The organism is Neotabrizicola paludis (genome assembly GCF_044142105.1).
GTDB lineage: Bacteria > Pseudomonadota > Alphaproteobacteria > Rhodobacterales > Rhodobacteraceae > Pseudogemmobacter.
The window spans coordinates 579,191-598,196 of record NZ_JBGTYM010000002.1 but is presented as its reverse complement, the minus strand read 5'-3'; the positions used below and the strand labels follow the sequence as shown (position 1 = coordinate 598,196).

The following is a 19,006-nucleotide window of genomic DNA, read 5'->3' as shown; positions in this document are numbered from 1 at the left end:
CCGCGTCCCTAGTTGGCCATATCGTAGATGGTATGCTGCCCCGTGCCGAGCCCAGTTGCCAGAATGGAATCCGATCCGGCCAGCTTGGTTCGCCAATACTGCGTCGCAGCCAGGGCCTCTTGATCATTGGTCACCACACGCGGCCGGATCAGGATCAGAAGCTCAGTCCGGTTCTTGCGACTCTTCTTGTTGCCGAAGAGGTTCCCAACGACAGGAATCTTGCTGGCTCCAGGAACACCCGAACGAGAGACGGAATTTCCTTCTTGCACCAGTCCACCCAGAGCGAGGGTCTGGCCGTTGCCCAAGGCGACACTCGTCTGCACCTTGCGCTGACGGATGGTAGGGCTATCGATCCCCGACGCGGTATTCGCGGCCACATCACTGACTTCCTGGCTGATCTCCAAGGTCACGCGCCCGCCATCGCCGATCCTCGGTTTGACCCGAAGGATGATGCCCGTGTCCCTGTAGTCGATCTGAGTGATGGTGGGCGCATCGCCTGTGCCTGTGCTCGTCGAGGTTTGCATCGCGATCGGGACCTGATCGCCGATCTGCAAAATGCCCTCCTTGTTGTCGAGAACCATGAGCGTTGGTGCCGAAATCACTTTGACGTCTGTCACGCCCGAGAGAGCTGAAAGAGCAACGTCCGCTCCGCCCACCCCGAATACTGCAGTAAATCCAGGATTGGACCCGCTGACGGCGCCGCTGGAGAGATCGGAGAATTTGAGATCCCAGTTGCCCCGTTCAAAGAACCATCGTGTCCCGATCTGCAATTCATCGTTCAGCGTGACTTCAGCGATGGTAGCCTCCAAGAGCACTTGTCGCGAGGGGCTGTCGAGCGAGCGCAAGATGGCGTCTATTTGTTCATGGTCCTGTGCAGTGCCGCGAACGACCAAGGCGTTTCGAGTGTCATCTGCCGCGACAGTCATCCGCTCGTCAGCAGTGAGACCAGCACTATAGTTATCAGCCTCATCCCCGGTAGCGCCCTCCCTCGCTTGCTTGCTTCCGAGAAGCTCGGTCAGGATTGGAGCAACCTCTGAGGCGCTTCGGTTTTGGAGAGGGTATGTCGCCAGATATACCGAGGAGCCCGCCGCTGTCTGGTCAAGTTCGCGAATCCAGCGTTGGGCTTTATCGAGATATGCTGCCCTTGATGTGATGATCAGGATTGAGCCAAGCCGCGGGTTTGGGACGAACTCAACCACACCATTGAGCATGCCGCCTTCTTCGGCCTCGAAAATCTCACGAAGTTCGGAAACCACGTCATTCGGATCGGCGGCGCGCAGTCGAACCAAGGCGACGGATTTTCCTTGCAGAACGTCCACATCAAACAAATTGAGTGCATCAAGCGCAGATTCCATCAATTCAGGGGATCCGGAGAGCAGCAACAGGTTGCGCTTCTGTTCGGCGACGACTTTGAGTCCCTGTTCGGTCAAGGGTTCAAGAAGTTTCACCATCTCAGTCGCGGAAATGAACTTGAGCGGGGCCACCATGATGTTTGACCCTGTCACCCCACCGGGCCCGGCGATCCGAAACGAAGTGTTGCCGGCACTTCCCGATACTATGCGAACGACATTTCCTTCGCCCCGCAGGATCGCGCCATTGGCGTTCAAGGACGCTTCAAAGAGATCAAGCAATGTGGATTTTGGCACCGGGCCCGTTGTCTGGATGGTGATCCGACCTTCAACTCCCTCAGCAACGACATAGTTCACCTTCAAAGTGTCAGCGAGAATGACCTTCGCGGCTGCGGCAATGGATGCGTTCACCAGGGAAATTTGCACCGTTTCACCGTCGATCGGCGCGACGATCGCGCGACCTTCTCTCGATGATCTGTCATCGCCCAGGAAATCATCCGTGCCGCGCTGAGTTGCCCCAGGGTTTCCGCCGGAATAGACGCCATGTGTGCCGCGCTTGCTGCTGCCTGAGGTGCCGAAGGCGCCGTCTGGCCCGAACATCCCCGAACTTCTGGACGCTTGAGGCGATTCGCATGCCGCAAGGCACGCAGCCAAGAACACCCAGCCGAGCGCAACAGCTCTTGGCTTGAACATGATACCGCCTTTGATTGCCTGTCTGGCTTTTGTTTGTTCTGCTCTTTGCAGCCTATGGTAGTGCCTCGGAATAAAGGCTCAAAGTCATTTCTTCGCCTTCGGCCTCAAGACGGACCGATTGCTGTGTTATCTCTGCCAGCCTCCAGGCACCGACAGCGTCGCCTATCCGAACCCATTCTTCCCGCTCTTCAAGTTCAAACCTGATCAGCGCGCTTCTCTCACTTTCGGATATCGCGACCCCAATGAGCGTCGCGTGAAGCGGCTCGGGCCGTTCCACGATCGCTTCCGGCTCCGCTGCAGGTTCAGGTTCAGGGATTGGCGTAGGCTCGACCTCCGCCACTTCATCCTTCGGCATTGGCGCGCGTCTCCCTTCTACCAAGAGCGGGCGCTCGCTAAACACCGCATCGGATTGCGCGGCGACAGGAATCTCTGAATCAGTTGGGACTTCGACCGTCACAGATTCCTTTCGCTGTTGCTGATCCGACTCACCACTGGTGATCGGAATATCGGTGTCGCGCGACACCTGCCACCCCGCCAAACCGCTCGATGCCAGAACGACAACTAAGCCCAATGGCGGCAGAGCCTTGGCCCGCCTCATGGCTGTGCCTCCCCGCCGCCCCAGAATGCCCAGACGGTCAGCCGCGCGTTAAGGGGTGCCATCGGCTTCTTGGGATCGACCGGCAACGGGCGCAGCCAGAGGTAGGAGATCGCCACCGCCGGTCGATGCGCCTCGAGCAATGCGAGAAACCTTGCGAGTTCGACATGTCCGCCTTGCAGCTCGACGTCATAGGCGACTGTTGGCGCCGTCTCGACGGCGCTTGACGGGCCGCTGCCAAACGTGACCAGCTGCATCCCGGCTTCAGTCGAGATTTCCACAAGGACTTTCTGCAACGCGAGCTCAATTTCAGCACGATCCCGCCCCGGCCAGACGTAACCGATCGGCATTCGGATACTGGCGTCGGTCGCTTTCAGACCTTTTATCCTGCGCGCCAATTGCTCTTCTTGCTGCGCCAGATTCAGCGCCTCTGTTCGGGCGGCCTCCAGCCTGGCGCGACCAGGTTCCGTCGCGCAGCGGACCACGCCAAAAGCGAAGAGCGCGGCAACAACCAATCCTGGGAACAGGCGCAAGAGACCCATCATGGTGCGTTCGCTGGCTCAGCCAATTGGATCGCGACCGTGAACCGGTTTTGACCACTGTAACTGTCGAAGGACACGGGACCTTCCAGCGCAACGGCTTTCACCCGAGAGGCACCTTGTAGCAAGCTGATCGTGTCCGCGACATCGCCAGAGGTGAATGCGGCGAGAACGACTCGATTGTTCGAGATGGTAAGCTCGGAGACCCAGGTCGCATCGGGGAGCAAGGTGCTGAGGTCGGTAAGCACGCCCAACCTGCCTGTATCCGCACCGAATTGTGCCATAGCATCGCTCAGGCCAAGACGCTCAGCCTCGACTTCTTCCGCTTGCTTGCTGAGGGTCGTCAGCCGCGTCTCAAGTGCGGCCACATTTGACCTGCGAGTTTCAACTATCTGTCTTGTTTCCCCTATGCGGCTCTCAAGCGCCGCGATGCTCGCAATCGAAACACCTGCAACGGCAAGCGCGGCCAAACAGACCCAGATCTTCAACCCTGCGCCATGTCGGGCTTGCGCACGCCAGATGGGCGTTTTCGGAGCGGTCGCGATGAAGATCCCTTCAACCGCCGCGGCACGCGATTGCAGATCCTTCACGAGTCGCAGAATTGGCTCCTCCTTCACGATGAAGACACGGTAGACGCGCTTCTGCTGGCCCCGTTCGACCTCTTCATGTGACCAGAGCAATCCCCGGGCCTGCGCGGGCATCGATTGACGCAGCGTCAGCGCAATGGCTTGGTCCGCGTGGGACGCCGCTCCTATAGGCAGTGTAATCTGGCGTTCCAACGCCAGATTGGGGGCAAGATGGATCACCAGATTGGGTCCCTGCCGCAATGCTTCATCCAGTTGCTGGGGTAGCAGGGGAAGACGATTGATTTGAACCACAGCGGGGCGTGGACCGGGCAGTCCAGGCAGAAAGGCATCGTTCAGGGCAAGGACTTCGATCAGGCGCGAGAGGAGTTTTGACATTCTAGCGCGAAGTGACACTTGACGGGCTGCTCCGCTCGACGGGAAAACAGACAGATGTACTTGGAAACATGCGGTTCGGCATGTTTCTTTCATCCTAAGGCCAGATCGCGTGGAATTGCCAGTCGATAAAGAAGAAGTCGCCTTTCGCACCCGCCTGGCCGAGAGGCTGTTGCAGACAGGTCTGCTCGACCGGCATCGGCTCGCCCGTGCCGAAGGTGATAGCCAGCCCCTTGACCGTGCGCTGCTGCGTTTGGGGCTGGTCGAAGAGGCCGCCCTGCTTCCCGAGGTCTGCAATGTTCTTGGCTTCGAATCCTTTGATGCCACTAGGCATCGCGTCGATCCAAAGGCGGCCGCCAGTCTTACCCTGCCGTTCCTCTCCGCTCGCATCGCCCTTCCCCTGCAAAGCGAAGGCGTGGATTGCCTTGTCGCGATGGCCGATCCGGCCAATGCGTCACTGCGCACCGAGCTGGCCTTCCTGCTGGATCGCCCGGTCCGGCCCGTCGGGGCGCCAACCGCCACGATCCGAATGCTGATCGCCCGGCTGGCCGACCCTGAGGAACAGCGCCAGTCAGAAGCGGCCCGACCCTCGCAGGATCGCAATCTCCTGACAGCGGCTGACAGCGACGGCCCGATCAGCCGCTTCGCGATGGAGAAGCTGGCCGATGCCGTGGCGCAGGGCGCCTCGGACCTTCATCTGGAAAGCACCGATCAGGGCGTCGCCCTGCGCTTCCGGATCAATGGCGTTCTCGTTCCCCAGCCCATGGACGCAACGCTCGACCCCGCCGCCGTCATCGCCCGTTTCAAGGTCATGGCCGGCGTCAACGTCGCCGAACGTCGCCTGCCGCAGGACGGGCGGATCGAGGCGATGATCGCCGGGCGCAAGATCGACTTCCGCTTCTCCTCGCTGCCCACCCATCTCGGCGAAAGCATCGTCGCCCGGGTGCTGGACCCCAGACAGCTTCGCCTCGGCCTCGACAGTCTGGGCTTCCCGCCTGCCATCCCCGCCCGCCTGCGCGCCATCCTTGACCGGCCGAGCGGGCTGTTCCTGGCCACCGGCCCCACCGGCTCGGGCAAGACCACCACGCTTTATGCCGCCATCGCCCATCTGAACACGCCGCGCCGCAAGATCGTGACGGTCGAGGACCCGGTCGAATACAACATCGCCGGCGTCCAGCAGGTCCAGACCCATGACGAGATCGGCCTGACCTTCGCCCGCGTCCTGCGCGGCATCCTGCGCCATGATCCGAACGTGATCCTGGTGGGCGAGATCCGCGACCGCGAGACGGCAGAGATCGCCGTCCGCGCCGCGCAGGTTGGCCGGCTGGTCCTGTCGACCCTGCACACCAATTCCGCCGCCGGGGCGGTGACGCGGCTGGTGGATCTGGGCGTGCCGGAATTTCTGGTGCGCGACGTCTTGCGCGGCGTGTTGGGGCAGGAGCTGCGGCTGATGCCCTGCCCCTCATGCGGCGGCGCGGGCTGCGAGACCTGCGGCGGCACCGGGGTCGGACGGCGCGAAGTGCAGGCCGAACTCCTGGAGTTCTAACCCCCGGTCTTCGCGAAACGCAGCTGCACCCGGGTGATCTGTTCGCCCTCGCGCGGGCCGGGCCGCAGGGTCTTGGCGCGCGGGCGCAATTCCTTGGGCAGGGTGGAGAGCCGCAATGTTCCGGTGCGGCCGGATTGGGTAACGAGGCCCGCCGCCTCTGCCGGGTCGATCCCGAACCGCGCGAGCGTCATCGCCAGCGTCGGAAATCGTGTTCCGGGCGGCAGGGCGGCGAGCGCAGCTTCGCGTGCCCGGGCATCGGCAGGCAGCAGGGCAAGCGTCTCGGGTATAGCGAGATAAAGATCGACCAGCCCCTCGACATCCTGGACCCGCACCTGCCAGCCCTGTCCGGCCCAATCCATCGCGAAGGGGGTGCCGTCAAGCCGCGGCCGTCCGGGCAGCGGCGCGGGGCTGGCCATCGCATCGCCGACCAGCCCGCGCAGCCGATCCGTCAGCGCATCCTGCGCGGCGCGGTCGTGGAGGTCGGCGGTGAGGCGGGAGAGCAGGCGCAGGGAGGACTGGCTGCGGGATTGCAGGGTGAGGGTGATGGCGGCGAGGAGGAGGAGAAGGGCGAGAGTGGGGAGGAAAGTTAGGCCGCTACGTGGGCTGCGAGGTGAGAGCATGAGGGCCACGAGACTGTGGGTGGCAGCAACGGAAGCGGGCATAAAGATCAACGAATCTCTTTACAAAATTAGCGCCTCATCGCTTCGACGGCATTTGCAGGCATCACTACGTATTAGCAGCGCAGCATGCATAGAACTCACCAATCGCACCTAAGCCCTCGCCCACACGGATATCAAGTAATCTTCAACGAGCATATTTTTATCAATTTGAGACGGGATACATTCTGAAAATCTAGCAATATCAGAAAATACCCTATCCTGGCGATAATTAAGCCGCTTGCCAATAAAAATCACTTCTGCAGCGCGAGCAGCCCCATTTGGCGGCTGCATAATCATAGGCTGTGCCCGAGTCAAGAAATCATACATAGAAGAATCGCATCTGATCCATTCAACCAATGGAGAGAGCTTGCCCTCAAGGCAATCAGAAATCTCTTTAACACAGGCATCGATCCCAACCTCAGCAGGATCGAGCGACCAAATGTATGGCCAGGAGCAGAGCCTGCCTAGAGAAAAATTGACAAAGCTGTGGCTGAGGTCATCTTTTATATGCATTCGCGAAGCAAAGTGGCCGTAGTCTCGAATAATTTTAACAGCAAAAGCTTCTGCATCACTGTGACGGACACCAATTCTGACAGATATGCGCTCACCGTATTTATTGAGCCACTCCATGTATACAAGGTGACTTACAACTTTCGAACTCCACGGCGCCAGAAATATCAACCCTCGCAAGCGAGAGTAACCTAAACCCTGCAAAGCAGCAGCAGCTTTTGCTTCCAATTCCTGTTTAACTTTCATCCTAATTCCTTCGAATAACTATACCCGCGTGGGTCAACTGATCGATCAATTTGGCTGCTCCCACACGAACGTCAACATAGCCACATCCAAAGCACGCCGTTTCATACCTGACACCATGTATCGTAACCCCTAGGCTCGGAGCGAATCCGCCCACCTTTGCAACCACGACATCTTTTGCAACCTGCCCTGGCTGTAGCCTAATAGTATCAAGAAGTGTAGACTTCACTTCCACTCCAACATAAATACCGTGGTGTCCATCATAAATTACGATGTCATAGATTCGAGGACCAAAGTATCCCGGCACCAAAGTTCTTACTTCGAAACCCCAAATATCATAACCGAGAATCTCCAACTCAATCGCTACTTTTCTTACGCCTAAAAGGCCGGTAATGCGATTGTTCGGCCCATTCTGACTCGATCGGGTGATGCGCTCAAAACGTTGGGCGCGTTCAAGACTTGTCTTTGCGTATTCGCCAGTTCCGCGACAGCCGAAGCACCCATAGGTTTCGCCATCCACTCGGACATAACCGTAATCGCCGCCAGTTCCATTTTGACCCGCATTGTCAACGTGTGTCGCCCTACCACTAACGGCATCCTTGAACGCATCCCAAGAGTCCCTCAGCGAATCCTTGAAGTCGCTCCAAGCGCTGTTACCTCCGGGATCCAGGCAATTGACAGGGTTCCCCCCACAATACGCATACCTGTTCGTCCCCACGCCGGGCATGGTCACCTCGAACCAGTCGGGCTGGAGGAACATGCCCAGCACCGGATCGTAATACCTGGCATTCAGATATTGCAGCCCGGCATCGGCGTCGTAGCGTTCGCCGATCCAGCCCTTGTCCTCCGGCGCGGTCTGGCTGGGCGAAAGCCATTCCGTCTGCGCGCCGAAGGGCTTGTAGACCGCGCTTTCGTTCTTCACCCCCGCCGGCGTGGTGATCGCGCGGACCGATCCCAGGTGGTCGCGATGCAGGTAGGTCGCCTCGGCCGGGGTCTTGCCGTTCACCAGCTTCACGTTCGGATGCGGATAGGTGATCACCTGCTCGCCCGAAAGCTTCCAGTTCCTGATCTCCACCGCCCCGAAATAGACCGTCGCCGGGGCGCTGGCCGGGATTGTCGCGCAATCCTGCGTGGGGGCGAGGTTGTCGATCTTCTTCAGCCGCTTGCCGTCGGCGCCATAGACATAGCAGGTCTTCTTGCCGGCGAAGGTCACCGAAAGCGGCCGGTTCTCGCCATCATAGGTCATCACCTTGCCGTCCAGCCCGGTGAGCATGTTTCCATTGGCGTCATAGGTGAAGGTGGTCACCACCCCGCCCAGAGTCAGCGTATGGGGTGCGTGGTCGGGTTTGGAGGCGATATAGGTATAGACGGCGGCCGCGCCGGGCGCGCCTTTGGAACGCAGCCGTCCGGCCTTGTCATAGCTGTAGACCTCGTCGACCCCGGCGAAACCGAGGTAATTGGTCGCTGTCAGCAGCCGGCCCGCATAGTCATAGGTGAAGTCATAGGCCCCGGCCGCGTCGCCAAAACTGTCATAGCGCGAGATCCGTCCACTTGCTGTGCGGGTGTAAACAGCTCTGGCAAAAACCGCATTGCTTGGGGTCCGGTAGTAAATCCCCATCAACCAACCGCGATTCCAACTGTATGTCATCGCGTCATTCACGCCAGACGCATAGGTGACAAGCGTTGGCTGCGACCAGATGTTGTAGTCGATCGAGGTGATGTAGCCGTTCATCGCGGTCACGCGACTTGCCGCATCGAAGGTAAGCCCCCCAACCCAGCCGACCGCCGTGCTGCCAGGTTGATAAGGCAGGCGCAGGTTGCTGATTGTCCCGTTCAGAACGACGGCATATTCCAGCGGATAGGTGCGGCCATCGATCTTGTGACGTTCGACCTGAGCATTTCCAGTGATGTGGTAGTCCCGTTCGACCTCATGCACTACCGCGCCGGTCGCCGGGAGCCAGACTTTCTGCGTGGTCTCCATCCCGAGGTTGTAATAGCCGCTGCGGACCTGATCGTAGCTAAAGGCCGTCTCCACTCGGGTTGAGCCGGTTCCGACGATCTTCTTGGTCACCCGGTTCAGCGCATCATATTCAAAGCTGATCAGCTGGCCCTTGGCATCGGTTTGGGTCAGAAGGTTGTTGTTGGCATCGTAGGTCAGTGTCCAAAGCCCGAGACCAGGGTCGTCCGATGTCAGCCGATTGCCCAGGCCGTCATAGGTGTAGGCCCAGGTCGATCCGCCGGGATCGACAACCGCGATCAGACGCCCCTTCAGATCGTAGCGATACTGCGTTGTCCTCCCGACCTCAGTGCCCGCGTCAGTATCGGAAAGCGCGCTGTCTTGCTGAGAGATCCGGATCGGATGTCCGTTGGCGTCGACGGATGTCTGGATGTAACCGCAGACAGTGGCTGCGGATGACCCATCGTTGCAATGTTCATCCGAGGACAGTGTGGTCGGATAACTGACACTCGACGCGCCGAAATGGCTGAAAGGCTGAACCAGATAGGACAAGGTCTTCTGAGCGCCATCGGGGAAGACCGTGCTCAACGGGCGATCCAGGCTATCGTAGGTGAAGCTGGTCCGCTGAGCGGCCGTAGGAGTCGTACCGAATGACGACCACGGCAGTGGGATTGACGACCAGGCGAGATTGCCGCGCGCATCGAAGGCGCGGAGCTCGAGGGCGAAATCCGCCTCGGCGCTCGTGTTTCCGGGTGACGTCAGAACATAGACCCGCCCCAATCCGTCAAAATAGGACCGTGTCACCTTCACGGTCTTGCCCGCTACGGTCGAGCCCGAATGGGTGTCCTGCTGGACGCGTTGAGCCATCGGATTTCCAAAGGACTGATAGCGGGTGATCTTGTACTGCCCTCCGGGAAGATCGACACGCGTCTCGCGACACAAAGCGTCATACTGAAAACTGGTCACCCTGGCATTCGGATCAGTAACTGTCAGCGGCGCTTGGCAGAGCGTGTTCCAGGCCGTTGTTGCGATATGCCCCAGCACATTGGTCGTCGTCAGACGGAAGAGATGTCTGTCAACGTCATAGGTGTGCGTCGCAACTGTCTGGCCTTTGGCATCCTTTTCGGTGAGAACATTTCCCCACACATCATAGGTGTAGGCTGCGGTCACGCGCATAAATGACCCATTAGGATCGGCCGTTTTCTCCCATATTTTCGCAAGGTTTCCACGCGTCGGCGCGGCCGCTGAACTTGTATTATCATCGTAATGATAATGCGCATAGTAAACGTAGTCGGCCAACTCGACCGCCAGCGGAACCGCGCCCTTCTCCTCTCTCCGATATGCGGGGCGGTCAACAATGTACGCGGCAAGGTTGCGCACATATGTATAGCTAACTGTGATATCATCCGCCGGATCAATATTTACACTATGGGAGGTAAATCCTAGATTGGTTTCTTGGATAATCTGTCCGTAGGCGTCGAAATTCCGCCAAACTCTCGTTTCGACCAGTTCTGAACCGTAACGCAGAGCATGTCGCTCGGCGGTATGCTTGACGATATACGGACCATTTCCAGTCGTGGTAAGGGTATAGTCATAGATATCGCGGCTTTGAACCGCGCCGCCCTGCAGAACAACGCGCGAGGCAACCAGACCATATTCGGCGATATGATCGTTTCGATAGGTCGTAACGATCTGCGGGCCCGAAGTTTCGCCCGCAATGGCCGGTAGAGTAGCCGTGACCGTCCCGAAGCCAAGGGCCTTGCGGTTGATAAAGTCATAGGCACCGCCAGCATAGCTGTAAGTGGTGGTCGCAATGCCACCCCGCCCGTCATCCGTTGTGATCGACTTCACGACTTGCTGGATCCCTGGCATCTGATTGACGCCAAAGTCTGATGAAGGCGCGTAACTGACAGTCGTGATCCCGCCGGCCTCATTTTTCACAGAGATTAGACGGTTGGGAATGCCACTATTGCCAAACAGGATGCGACCAGGGTGCGCTGTGTACCCTCCTTCGAGCTCTGCATTGTTTGCGCCTTCAAGTGCAAAATCTTGCAGGCCGTCCCCGTCGAAATCGCCTATAGAGATCAGCCCGGCCTGACCCACATACGAACTTTGGATGGGCACTTGCACAAATCCGTTGCCGGTATTTAGGAATACCCAAAATCGATAGCTCGAGTATCTAGGCGCAGTGTCCATTCCATAGGCTGGCTGTACGGTCGCGAAACCTGCATGTATTACAAGATCAACAAGGCCATCTGCGTTGATGTCCAAGAGAGATGATTTCGAATCGGCGAGATCGTCACTCTGCAGATTACCAAAGAAAAGAGCATTCTTGAGGTTGATGTTCAAAGGATAGCTTAAAGCAGGTCGAAGGCTTGAGCCCGTCGACCTGAAGTAAATTATATCGTCTGTGGCGTTCCCATTGTGGTCGTGGAAAACAACATCATCAATTCCATCACCATCGATGTCGCCTGTCCCCAACAATGTGACTTCTGCGCCCAAGTCCCCAACGACAGCAGCAACATTATTGCTCGACAGCGCCTGCATCCAATCAGACAAAGTTCCGTTCAAATACCCCTGCTCTGACACGAAGCGGGTGAAATTCTTTTCGAAACTGTAACTCCAGAACCTTTTGTAATCCTTTTTTCCAGCAAAATACCCCAGGGAGCTGGCGACGCCACTACCAGAAAGATCCGCAAGCATGACCGCGCCCGCGTCACGATTTGACACCAAAGGCGTTAGTGTGCCGGCAAGCGATATCACTCCGGCTGAGATGCTGTAAAACTTGTCATATGCAACGGCTTCCAGATCCGGGTCAAGATTGAGATTTGCAATGAAAAATCTCTTAAAATCTGGATTCTGCCATTTGAGTTCTGAAATTTGTGTCGGCTGCGACCCCTGATCGATACGGAAGGTATTTAGTGACTCGACCGGAGCCGAGAAATTCCCCTGAGCCCCCCAGACATAGACGGTAAAGCGATGGGAGAGACAATAAATCATTGAACTGGCGCGATCACCCAGCAGTATCGTTGTCGCAGATCGCACTCGGATGAAAAATGAAGTGTCTGTCGGATCGTTTGGCCAAGCAACACGGACGTCTGCGCACGATTGCGGAATCTGTGCCAGCTGCGAAAGCTGGCGGAGTCTGTCAAAGTGAAGGTGCGCGGATGACAGAGCGTGCGCGGTATAGATGTTCTCGCCGTCTCTATTCTTCTGGTGCGCTGAATAGATGGTCCGCCCCATAAAGATCAACTCATCCGACCCATCGCGGTTGGTATCCGCAGCCGTCGCTGCTTCATGGAACTCCGTCCCAGTGTAAGTCCGCAGATCGAACGAAACCTGATCCGTCGAATAGGTGAACTGCTTCGCTGGCAGCGATGCCCCTCCGGTGATGTCCGGCGCGGTAAAGACGAAGTCAGAACCGAACTCCTGCACCGACGAAAGCAGCTGCGTCTGCGTCAATGCGCTGGCCGAGTGCACGAGCTTGTAGGCCCGGATCGGCGTTGTGCCATCGAAGATGCGGATGGCCCGAAGCTGGTAAGGCTGCCTGCCTTCCAGGGCAGTACCTGTGGCAAATTTGGGAATGGCATTCGCCGGATACGCCCTGTAGTCGAAGACAACCCGATATCCCGCATAGGAAATCGTCCAGGGACGATAGGCATAGCCGTTCGACTGCGCAGCGATATAGTAAGAATAGGTCACCACATTTGGAGTGGCCTGGGTATCCTCGATCCGAGTCAGAAGCCACCGCGCCTTCGTGGCATAGTTGCGCTCGGGCGTCCTCTCGGCGCTTGCGTCGCCGGCAAGAGCCCCAAGCGACGTGTAGATCAGCTTCACGCCACTCGGGCGGGTGACAGTAAAGGTGTTCGTGGCCGCGTCAAATACGATGCGATTATAGTCTTCGACGCGGTTGACCAGATTGCCACCCGCGGAGCAGCTCGCACTCGCCCGGTCGGTCAAGTAGCGCAACGGGTATTTCAAGGTCCAGGGATTCGTCGCCCCGTTCCCTGTACAGGCCATGAGTTCCTGACCGTCAAGAACGTAGACATCCTGGCCATCGTCATAAGTCGGCACGCCGCCGCCAAGCGACTTGCGCTCGATGGTCGAGAAACCGTTCAGCGACCAGCCGAAGGCGACGATCTTATCCGCGCCGGCGCGGGAAACATCAGAGGAATTGTAAGCAAGCGAGACCTGCAGCGGCAGATCGCGGAAAGATGGCATGGCGATTTCAACACGCTGGGTAAACGCCCCACCCGCGCCGACCGCGTCCGCTTTGACAACGCTTGGCACGCCGACTTGCCCGCCATCGACCTCCTCTTCCTCTGTCGCCGCCATCGCCGAAGACTCTGCTGGCGCGGGCGATGCCGTTTCCAGATTTCCGGACTTTGCGGGGGCGGTCTCCTCCACACCCTGGTCGTCCGTCGCAGGTGAAGGGGCAGGCTCACTCGGCTCTTGAGTCGCTTCTGCGGGAGGCTGCGTCTGTTCTTCGACTTCCTGGCCCGAAAGCTCTGACGCTAGCGCGGTAAGGATGAGACATGCCGCCCCGATCAACCGAATAACATGCCGACTCATTACACACCTCGCGCCAAATCCCAGATTCGCACGAAGATGTTACTGCAGGCCGGTAACAAGGCCATAGCCCTTATCGTTGAAGCTGAGGAGTATATCCTCCCTGTGCGACTTGGCGTGAGGTGCTGTTCCGGCGAGCCTTGGCACAATTTCTGTGCGCTCGAGCAAGCGACATCTCAAACAGGTCTATCGCATTTTCACCGGGTTCGAGAAACGCGACCAACCTCCTCGCCGCCATCGTCCTTGCCTCAACAAGGAGCTGGCTGCGTGCAATTGAGTCCGCGCTCTCCTCCGGATCGCACTCTTTTCTGGCTTTTTTCTCCAATTTCGCTTGCGCGAAAACTTGGCTTCCATGCGCGGTTACAGGAGCAGCTTGTTTGTTTTGACCTCCCCCCCCGGGGGGACAGGTCCGCCGATGAACGTCTGCGGCTCGGGCACCTCTGCATCTGTCCACATTGCTGTGAGCGCCCCCAAAGGTTTCAGACGCGTTCTACGCAGATGCCGCTGCTGCGCTCACATATTGCCGAGTTGGGCAAGCGCTAGGTCGACTACCTCTCCAATGGTCATCTGTCCCTCGGCGAATTTGCGTTTCCAGTCAATGAGCGGCGCCTCGGGGAGCGAAACCAACTTCGCCCATCCGTTCTGGCCACCGCCGAGGCGCTCGACGAGCACCTGCTCCAACTCGCCCTCCTTCTTCGCATTCTGCTTCGCTGCGTGGGCATCGAAGACACGCTTGCTACGAAGAGGGATACGGGGCTCCGGCACATGCCGCTGTTTCTTTTCAGGGTTCTTATAAGATTTGTCGGAAGCGAATTTCCGGCTCTTCGCGCTCGTAACTTCCGGTCGGTCAACGGAAATATTCCGGTCAAGGATTAGCAGTTCGTAGCGGTTGCAGCCGTTCGGACCCTGGCCGTGAAGGGTCCTCAGATAGCCAACGGTTTCGAGGGAACGGACGTGATTGCGAACTTGACGATCCGTCAAGTTCAGGGCTTTGGCGAGCGTGGCCTGGCTCGGGTAGCAGAGGCCGGTCCTCTGGTTGCAGTGATCCAAGAGTTGCGCGAGCACCCTGAAGGCACCCGCGCCAATCTTGTTCTCGATGTTGGCGATCTTGAGTGCAGCCATCTTGTGCATCATTTTGGCTCACCCTTCGTCGCGCGGGATTCGATCCACGCCTGTATGTCCTTCACCCGATAGCGGACAAGACGCCCAACCCGGACAAGTCTCGGCCCGCCGCCACGCATTGCCGAAAGCTCGAGGAAGCGTTTAGTGATCGCAAAACGCTCTTCCACCTCCTTGCGGGTCATCAGTCGATCTTCGTCATGTTCTTTCATTCTGTATCTCCGAACATCGCTTTGTGTCGAAGATGGTCGCAGGATGAGCGGGCATGGAATAATCGTCGGGCCTCAGAAAATCTTGAGCATTAATCTATACATTTGATTTCACTTAATTTAACGACCATAGACGCAGGAATGCGTCCAGAAGCCCGCCTGCTTGGATGCTCACATCCGTCCCACGCTTCGGTGGCCGCAGCAGTTGACAGCCCGAATTTCTCGGTCATTACTGCGATGCCGTCCGCACGCGACATTCGCTTGCCACGAGCGGTAATCTCCTTGCCGGCGCGCTCAAGCCAGCGCCGAGCTTCAATGATGGCAAGGTGCTTCGGCAAGCGCGTTTTGAACCAATTTGGCGGCAAATCCCGCGTCAAAAAATACCATGTCGAATCCTTTGGGTGCGCCAAAATATTCCTGCTCGGAGAGATCTGCACGCTTGCCTGGGGCCGATCTTCGAAGGCTAGAATCCGCGTCTCCGCAAGGCCTGTCGCGATGCCGCCCTTCGTCAGTTCCTTGAGTTCCTCGAGGCCCAAGAAGTATTCGTACCAGTCGGGTGGCAGCTGGCAAAGGCGATGTGTCGGATAGGCAATTCCGTCAAAAGGCATTCGGACCAACCGCTCCCGTTTCATAACATTGGGGCTTGGCATCTCGCTGGTTTGAAACTGTCGACATCCCGATTGGACTGCCTCAAGTATGCGTCGCAATTGGCTACAGATGGTAGATTGTCGCGCTTCCATCGCAACCCAGCAATTCTCAGCGAGCCACCGAAGACGACGCGGGCCCTCCACCCAGCGGATATTGTGGCCTTCGAGGAAGTCCTGGCGCACACCGTTTCGAAGGATTTTTTCGATCAATGCGCCCCCAGCGGTACTTTCTGGGAGCTTTGGACCCAGCGCTGTCAGATCGCGTAGCCTGGCCGAAACCGCTTCAGTTAATGCATAGGGAGGTCCAACTTGACGGACCGCTAGTTGGTATTCTCCTTCAAGGACACCCTTGACTGCTTCAAGAGCTGGCAACCTGATGGAGGAGCCAACCTCGGTCGGCGCTGCGCCTCGAGAAAGTCTTTCGACCCATACGCCCTCGCTGTTGGTCATAGCTTAGCCAAGTCTGATACTTCGAGAAGAAGCCGCCACTAGGGGAGAGCTCCTCGCACCACGAGTTCATCAATCACACTTTGCATCGAAGGCCTCAGCGCGTCCATGGAGGGTTTCGTATAACGCTGTCCGGTGATCGACACGGGAGTATGGTTGAGGAGGCGTCCCACAATCTCTTCTAGGACTCCTGCCTCCATCGCGACCGTAGCAAAGGTCCTGCGATGCGCATGCGGGCTCCAGCGCAACCTGACTGGCCGACCAATGTACCCTTTCTCCGACTTGTCAGACGGGAACACCCATTGCTTGCTCAGGCCGCGGAGAGGCTCAAGGATCGTCAGGTGCCGGGCGACGACCGGCAGATCGAATGGCCGCCCGTTCTTCGTCATGGGAAGGTGGATCCGGTCCGTGTGGACATTCTTCCATTCGAGCGAAAACGCCTCGGACTTGCGAAGGCCAGTCGACAGGATAAACTCATAGAAGACCCTGTGCAGGGGGTTCGGCAGGTTGTCGATCGTCTTCCGCCACGCCCTGAGATCCTCAATGAGGTCGCCACTCGGCGCCTCCTCGTACCACTCGATCGCCATGGTCGGACTTTCGGGCAAATCATAAGTCCGCCGGGCATGGTTCCAGACCGTTCGGAAATACTTGAGGAGGTGATTGGCGCCTGATGGCTTGGCCGCCAGGGCGCGATGTCGATCAACGGCCATCGATTTGGATATTTCGGTCAGAGGCAGACGGAGCCAGTCCCTCAGATGCAGATCAAACTGCTGCCTCAGCAGGGTCTTGTGAACCTCTGATCTGAGCTTCGGTCTGGCGAGGTAAAGGTCCAGTGCTCGCGCAAGCGTGGGGGCTCCGGTCTGAGCCGCCTTGCCTGCCCCCCTGCCCCACTCCAGCAGGAATCCCAAGGCAGTTTCGCGGGCGGCCTGGGCGGTGATCGCAGGATATCGGCCGATTAGGACCCGCCGAGTTTGCCCTCCCACGTCTTTTTGAAAGTACCAGGTCTTTGAGACCTTGCCGACGTACATGACCAAGCCCCGGATCTCTGGATCCCAGTACTTGGCAGTCCCTACCTTTGAGAACGGAAGCTTGCTTACGTAGGTCTCGTTCAGCTTTGGCATTTTGTCGGCCTTTTGTAGGTAATCCTACGCTAATAGGCGCTACAGCACGACACAACATGAAATATATTAGTAAACAAAATGAAGCACCTAGATGAAATATGCTACTAGATGAAACTCAGAAAACTTGCTTGGAAGGCAGGGGTCTTACCATTACACAACGCCCGCGTAGGTTCCGCGTAGCTAAGCTGACAACCGACCGGCGTCAAGATGCCTGTTGGAATGGAGTCGGGGCTAGCGGCTCCGAACGATGTATTGCTGTCGTTTGGCGCACATCTCTAACGGACGCAATGGGCGGAGAGCCGACTATGAATTCGCGGCTCGCACTCGCAGCAATCGGCGATAGCGGTCGTTCGCGTCACGCCCCGGGGCGGCAAGATGCGCACACAGCAGCTCCGCTTCGCCAAACGCAGGGCTTTCAGTCTTGCTCGGTGTCCGAGCGCCGAAAGGGAAGACCAGGCTGGCGGATGTCGATCGGCATTGGCGACCTTCCGCATGTCTCCGTCAGGTCTTACGCGGGACTAGGTGTTTTTATGCACTTTGTTCCGGCTCACTCCCGATCGTCGGAGAGCGCCTGCTTAACTGCCGCGACGAAGGCGAGCGGGTTCTCGACCTGTGGCAGGTGCCCGGCCCCTGGAACCGGGAACATGCGCGAATCCGGGTTGGCCGAACATAGCTTCCGGCCATCGGCGAGTTTCACCTTCGGCAGTCCGTCTTGTTCGCCCCACACGAAGTCCACTTTGGTCGACGGCAGGCCAGAGGGACTCATCACGGAATAGAGGAGGCGGAACATGATGGTCGCCATCTCGGTACCCGATTCCGAGAGATTGACTCTGATTGCCTCCGGGACATTCGCCGGATTGAAAAATGCGGTCTTGAACACGGCGGGGCCATAGAAATTCGCGACAAGACTCTTGAGGGCCAGTGAACGGAAAGGCCAAGTTCCCAACACATTCCGCATGGGGAGCTTGTTCGGCGGAAAGCCGTTGACCATTATCAAGTGTCGAACGAGGTCGGACCGATCTAACGCGAGTTGCCATCCTATACTCGCGCCAAGTGAATTGCCGACAACCGTCACATCGCGGAGCTTGAGAGCAGCCAAGAGGTCGGCGCAGGCTCTGGCATAGTCGTGGTAGCTGGCCAGCGATCTCTCAAAATCTCTCCATATGCCCGGTAACTCGATGGCAATCACGGTGTGCTGCTTGGCCAGGTCCAGCCATACAGGACCCCAATGCGCTTCGGCTCCTGCCCAGCCGCCATGCACGAGGAAGAGGGGTGAACCATGGCCCCCACTCCAGTAATCGCATGGGCCAGACGCTGTTGTTATTCTAGCCTGCATCATCTGAACGCTCCGCACCAAAATACGACCCGAGCGCAGAGAGGACCTTCACCGCCGCGCTGAGTTCTTCATCGGTTATTTGCCCTAAGGCCTGAGCAGACACGCTGGCCTCGATCGCCAGCACCTCCGTCGTCAGGCGGTCGCCCGCTTCGGAGAGCCGGAAGCGGTCCGATCGCTTGTGAGCCGGATTTGGCTCCCGCTTCACCAGCTTCAATTGCTCCAGTTCATTGGCCAGACGAAGCGCGAACTGCCTTTGGACGAGCAGAAGCTGCGCCAATCTGGGAACGGTTTGGGCACCGTGCTCCAGCAGGCATTGAAGCATGCCGCGCTGGGGTACGGAAATCGACCGCGTCTTCAGATTCAGTTCAGCTGCCTTATAAAGCCCGTGAAACACCGGCCTGATCAAGCCGGTGATCGCCTTAATGTCTCGCGCACGTCCCATCGAAATCCCTATTGACAACTAAATTGTCATATAGACAATATAGTTGTCAATAGCCATCGCGCGGTT

Annotated in this window: 14 protein-coding genes; 1 reads left to right on the top strand and 13 read right to left on the bottom strand. The window is 58.1% G+C overall.

Features of this window, described 5'->3' with window-relative positions:
* Positions 1 to 8 precede the first annotated feature (8 nt).
* Genes gspD through ACED67_RS08035 form a run of 4 tightly spaced genes read right to left on the bottom strand, consistent with a single transcriptional unit; the run spans position 9 to position 4,138 of the window.
* Entirely contained in the window at positions 9 to 2,042 is a 2,034-nt protein-coding gene (gene gspD / locus ACED67_RS08050) for a type II secretion system secretin GspD (RefSeq protein WP_395541051.1), read from the bottom strand.
* Between the two features lie 52 nt (positions 2,043 to 2,094).
* Complete coding sequence (locus ACED67_RS08045; protein ID WP_395541050.1) at positions 2,095 to 2,640, bottom strand: hypothetical protein; 546 nt, start codon at positions 2,638 to 2,640, stop codon at positions 2,095 to 2,097.
* Positions 2,637 to 3,182, bottom strand: coding sequence for a GspMb/PilO family protein (locus tag ACED67_RS08040; RefSeq protein WP_395541049.1), 546 nt, complete (start codon positions 3,180 to 3,182; stop codon positions 2,637 to 2,639). The genes ACED67_RS08045 and ACED67_RS08040 overlap by 4 nt, the downstream gene beginning before the upstream one ends.
* Complete coding sequence (locus tag ACED67_RS08035; protein WP_395541048.1) at positions 3,179 to 4,138, bottom strand: PilN domain-containing protein; 960 nt, start codon at positions 4,136 to 4,138, stop codon at positions 3,179 to 3,181. Before ACED67_RS08035 ends, ACED67_RS08040 begins: the two co-directional genes overlap by 4 nt.
* Positions 4,139 to 4,253: 115 nt before the next feature.
* Between ACED67_RS08035 and ACED67_RS08030 the strand changes: the two genes are divergently transcribed.
* Positions 4,254 to 5,681 carry a GspE/PulE family protein gene (locus ACED67_RS08030; protein ID WP_395541047.1) on the top strand — a complete coding sequence of 476 codons (1,428 nt, stop codon included), beginning with the start codon at positions 4,254 to 4,256 and terminating at the stop codon, positions 5,679 to 5,681.
* Here ACED67_RS08030 and ACED67_RS08025 read toward each other — a convergent pair.
* The 9 genes from ACED67_RS08025 to ACED67_RS07985 form a co-directional block, all read right to left on the bottom strand.
* Positions 5,678 to 6,343 carry a hypothetical protein gene (locus ACED67_RS08025; protein ID WP_395541046.1) on the bottom strand — a complete coding sequence of 222 codons (666 nt, stop codon included), beginning with the start codon at positions 6,341 to 6,343 and terminating at the stop codon, positions 5,678 to 5,680. The genes ACED67_RS08030 and ACED67_RS08025 overlap by 4 nt on opposite strands.
* Before the next feature lie 108 nt (positions 6,344 to 6,451).
* Complete coding sequence (locus ACED67_RS08020; RefSeq protein WP_395541045.1) at positions 6,452 to 7,096, bottom strand: hypothetical protein; 645 nt, start codon at positions 7,094 to 7,096, stop codon at positions 6,452 to 6,454.
* 1 nt (position 7,097) lies between these two features.
* Positions 7,098 to 13,457, bottom strand: coding sequence for an RHS repeat domain-containing protein (locus ACED67_RS08015; RefSeq protein WP_395541044.1), 6,360 nt, complete (start codon positions 13,455 to 13,457; stop codon positions 7,098 to 7,100).
* A 675-nt stretch (positions 13,458 to 14,132) separates the two neighbouring features.
* Positions 14,133 to 14,741 carry a helix-turn-helix domain-containing protein gene (locus ACED67_RS08010; protein ID WP_395541043.1) on the bottom strand — a complete coding sequence of 203 codons (609 nt, stop codon included), beginning with the start codon at positions 14,739 to 14,741 and terminating at the stop codon, positions 14,133 to 14,135.
* 8 nt (positions 14,742 to 14,749) lie between these two features.
* Entirely contained in the window at positions 14,750 to 14,950 is a 201-nt protein-coding gene (locus ACED67_RS08005) for a helix-turn-helix transcriptional regulator (RefSeq protein ID WP_395541042.1), read from the bottom strand.
* Positions 14,951 to 15,039: 89 nt separating this feature from the next.
* Positions 15,040 to 16,044 carry a hypothetical protein gene (locus ACED67_RS08000; protein WP_395541041.1) on the bottom strand — a complete coding sequence of 335 codons (1,005 nt, stop codon included), beginning with the start codon at positions 16,042 to 16,044 and terminating at the stop codon, positions 15,040 to 15,042.
* Positions 16,045 to 16,082: 38 nt separating this feature from the next.
* Positions 16,083 to 17,162 carry a tyrosine-type recombinase/integrase gene (locus tag ACED67_RS07995; RefSeq protein ID WP_395541040.1) on the bottom strand — a complete coding sequence of 360 codons (1,080 nt, stop codon included), beginning with the start codon at positions 17,160 to 17,162 and terminating at the stop codon, positions 16,083 to 16,085.
* 547 nt (positions 17,163 to 17,709) lie between these two features.
* Positions 17,710 to 18,498: an alpha/beta fold hydrolase gene (locus ACED67_RS07990; protein WP_395541152.1), complete on the bottom strand. Its 789-nt coding sequence runs from the start codon at positions 18,496 to 18,498 to the stop codon at positions 17,710 to 17,712.
* Complete coding sequence (locus ACED67_RS07985; RefSeq protein WP_395541039.1) at positions 18,488 to 18,940, bottom strand: MarR family winged helix-turn-helix transcriptional regulator; 453 nt, start codon at positions 18,938 to 18,940, stop codon at positions 18,488 to 18,490. The genes ACED67_RS07990 and ACED67_RS07985 overlap by 11 nt, the downstream gene beginning before the upstream one ends.
* Positions 18,941 to 19,006: the final 66 nt, after the last annotated feature.

Excerpts from the sequence above, each read along its gene's own strand:
- gspD (WP_395541051.1), bottom strand. The coding sequence starts at position 2,042 with ATGTTCAAGCCAAGAGCTGTTGCGCTCGGCTGGGTGTTCTTGGCTGCG.
- ACED67_RS08045 (WP_395541050.1), bottom strand. The coding sequence starts at position 2,640 with ATGAGGCGGGCCAAGGCTCTGCCGCCATTGGGCTTAGTTGTCGTTCTG.
- ACED67_RS08040 (WP_395541049.1), bottom strand. The coding sequence starts at position 3,182 with ATGATGGGTCTCTTGCGCCTGTTCCCAGGATTGGTTGTTGCCGCGCTC.
- ACED67_RS08035 (WP_395541048.1), bottom strand. The coding sequence starts at position 4,138 with ATGTCAAAACTCCTCTCGCGCCTGATCGAAGTCCTTGCCCTGAACGAT.
- ACED67_RS08025 (WP_395541046.1), bottom strand. The coding sequence starts at position 6,343 with ATGCCCGCTTCCGTTGCTGCCACCCACAGTCTCGTGGCCCTCATGCTC.
- ACED67_RS08020 (WP_395541045.1), bottom strand. The coding sequence starts at position 7,096 with ATGAAAGTTAAACAGGAATTGGAAGCAAAAGCTGCTGCTGCTTTGCAG.
- ACED67_RS08010 (WP_395541043.1), bottom strand. The coding sequence starts at position 14,741 with ATGGCTGCACTCAAGATCGCCAACATCGAGAACAAGATTGGCGCGGGT.
- ACED67_RS08005 (WP_395541042.1), bottom strand. The coding sequence starts at position 14,950 with ATGAAAGAACATGACGAAGATCGACTGATGACCCGCAAGGAGGTGGAA.
- ACED67_RS08000 (WP_395541041.1), bottom strand. The coding sequence starts at position 16,044 with ATGACCAACAGCGAGGGCGTATGGGTCGAAAGACTTTCTCGAGGCGCA.
- ACED67_RS07995 (WP_395541040.1), bottom strand. The coding sequence starts at position 17,162 with ATGCCAAAGCTGAACGAGACCTACGTAAGCAAGCTTCCGTTCTCAAAG.
- ACED67_RS07990 (WP_395541152.1), bottom strand. The coding sequence starts at position 18,498 with ATGCAGGCTAGAATAACAACAGCGTCTGGCCCATGCGATTACTGGAGT.
- ACED67_RS07985 (WP_395541039.1), bottom strand. The coding sequence starts at position 18,940 with ATGGGACGTGCGCGAGACATTAAGGCGATCACCGGCTTGATCAGGCCG.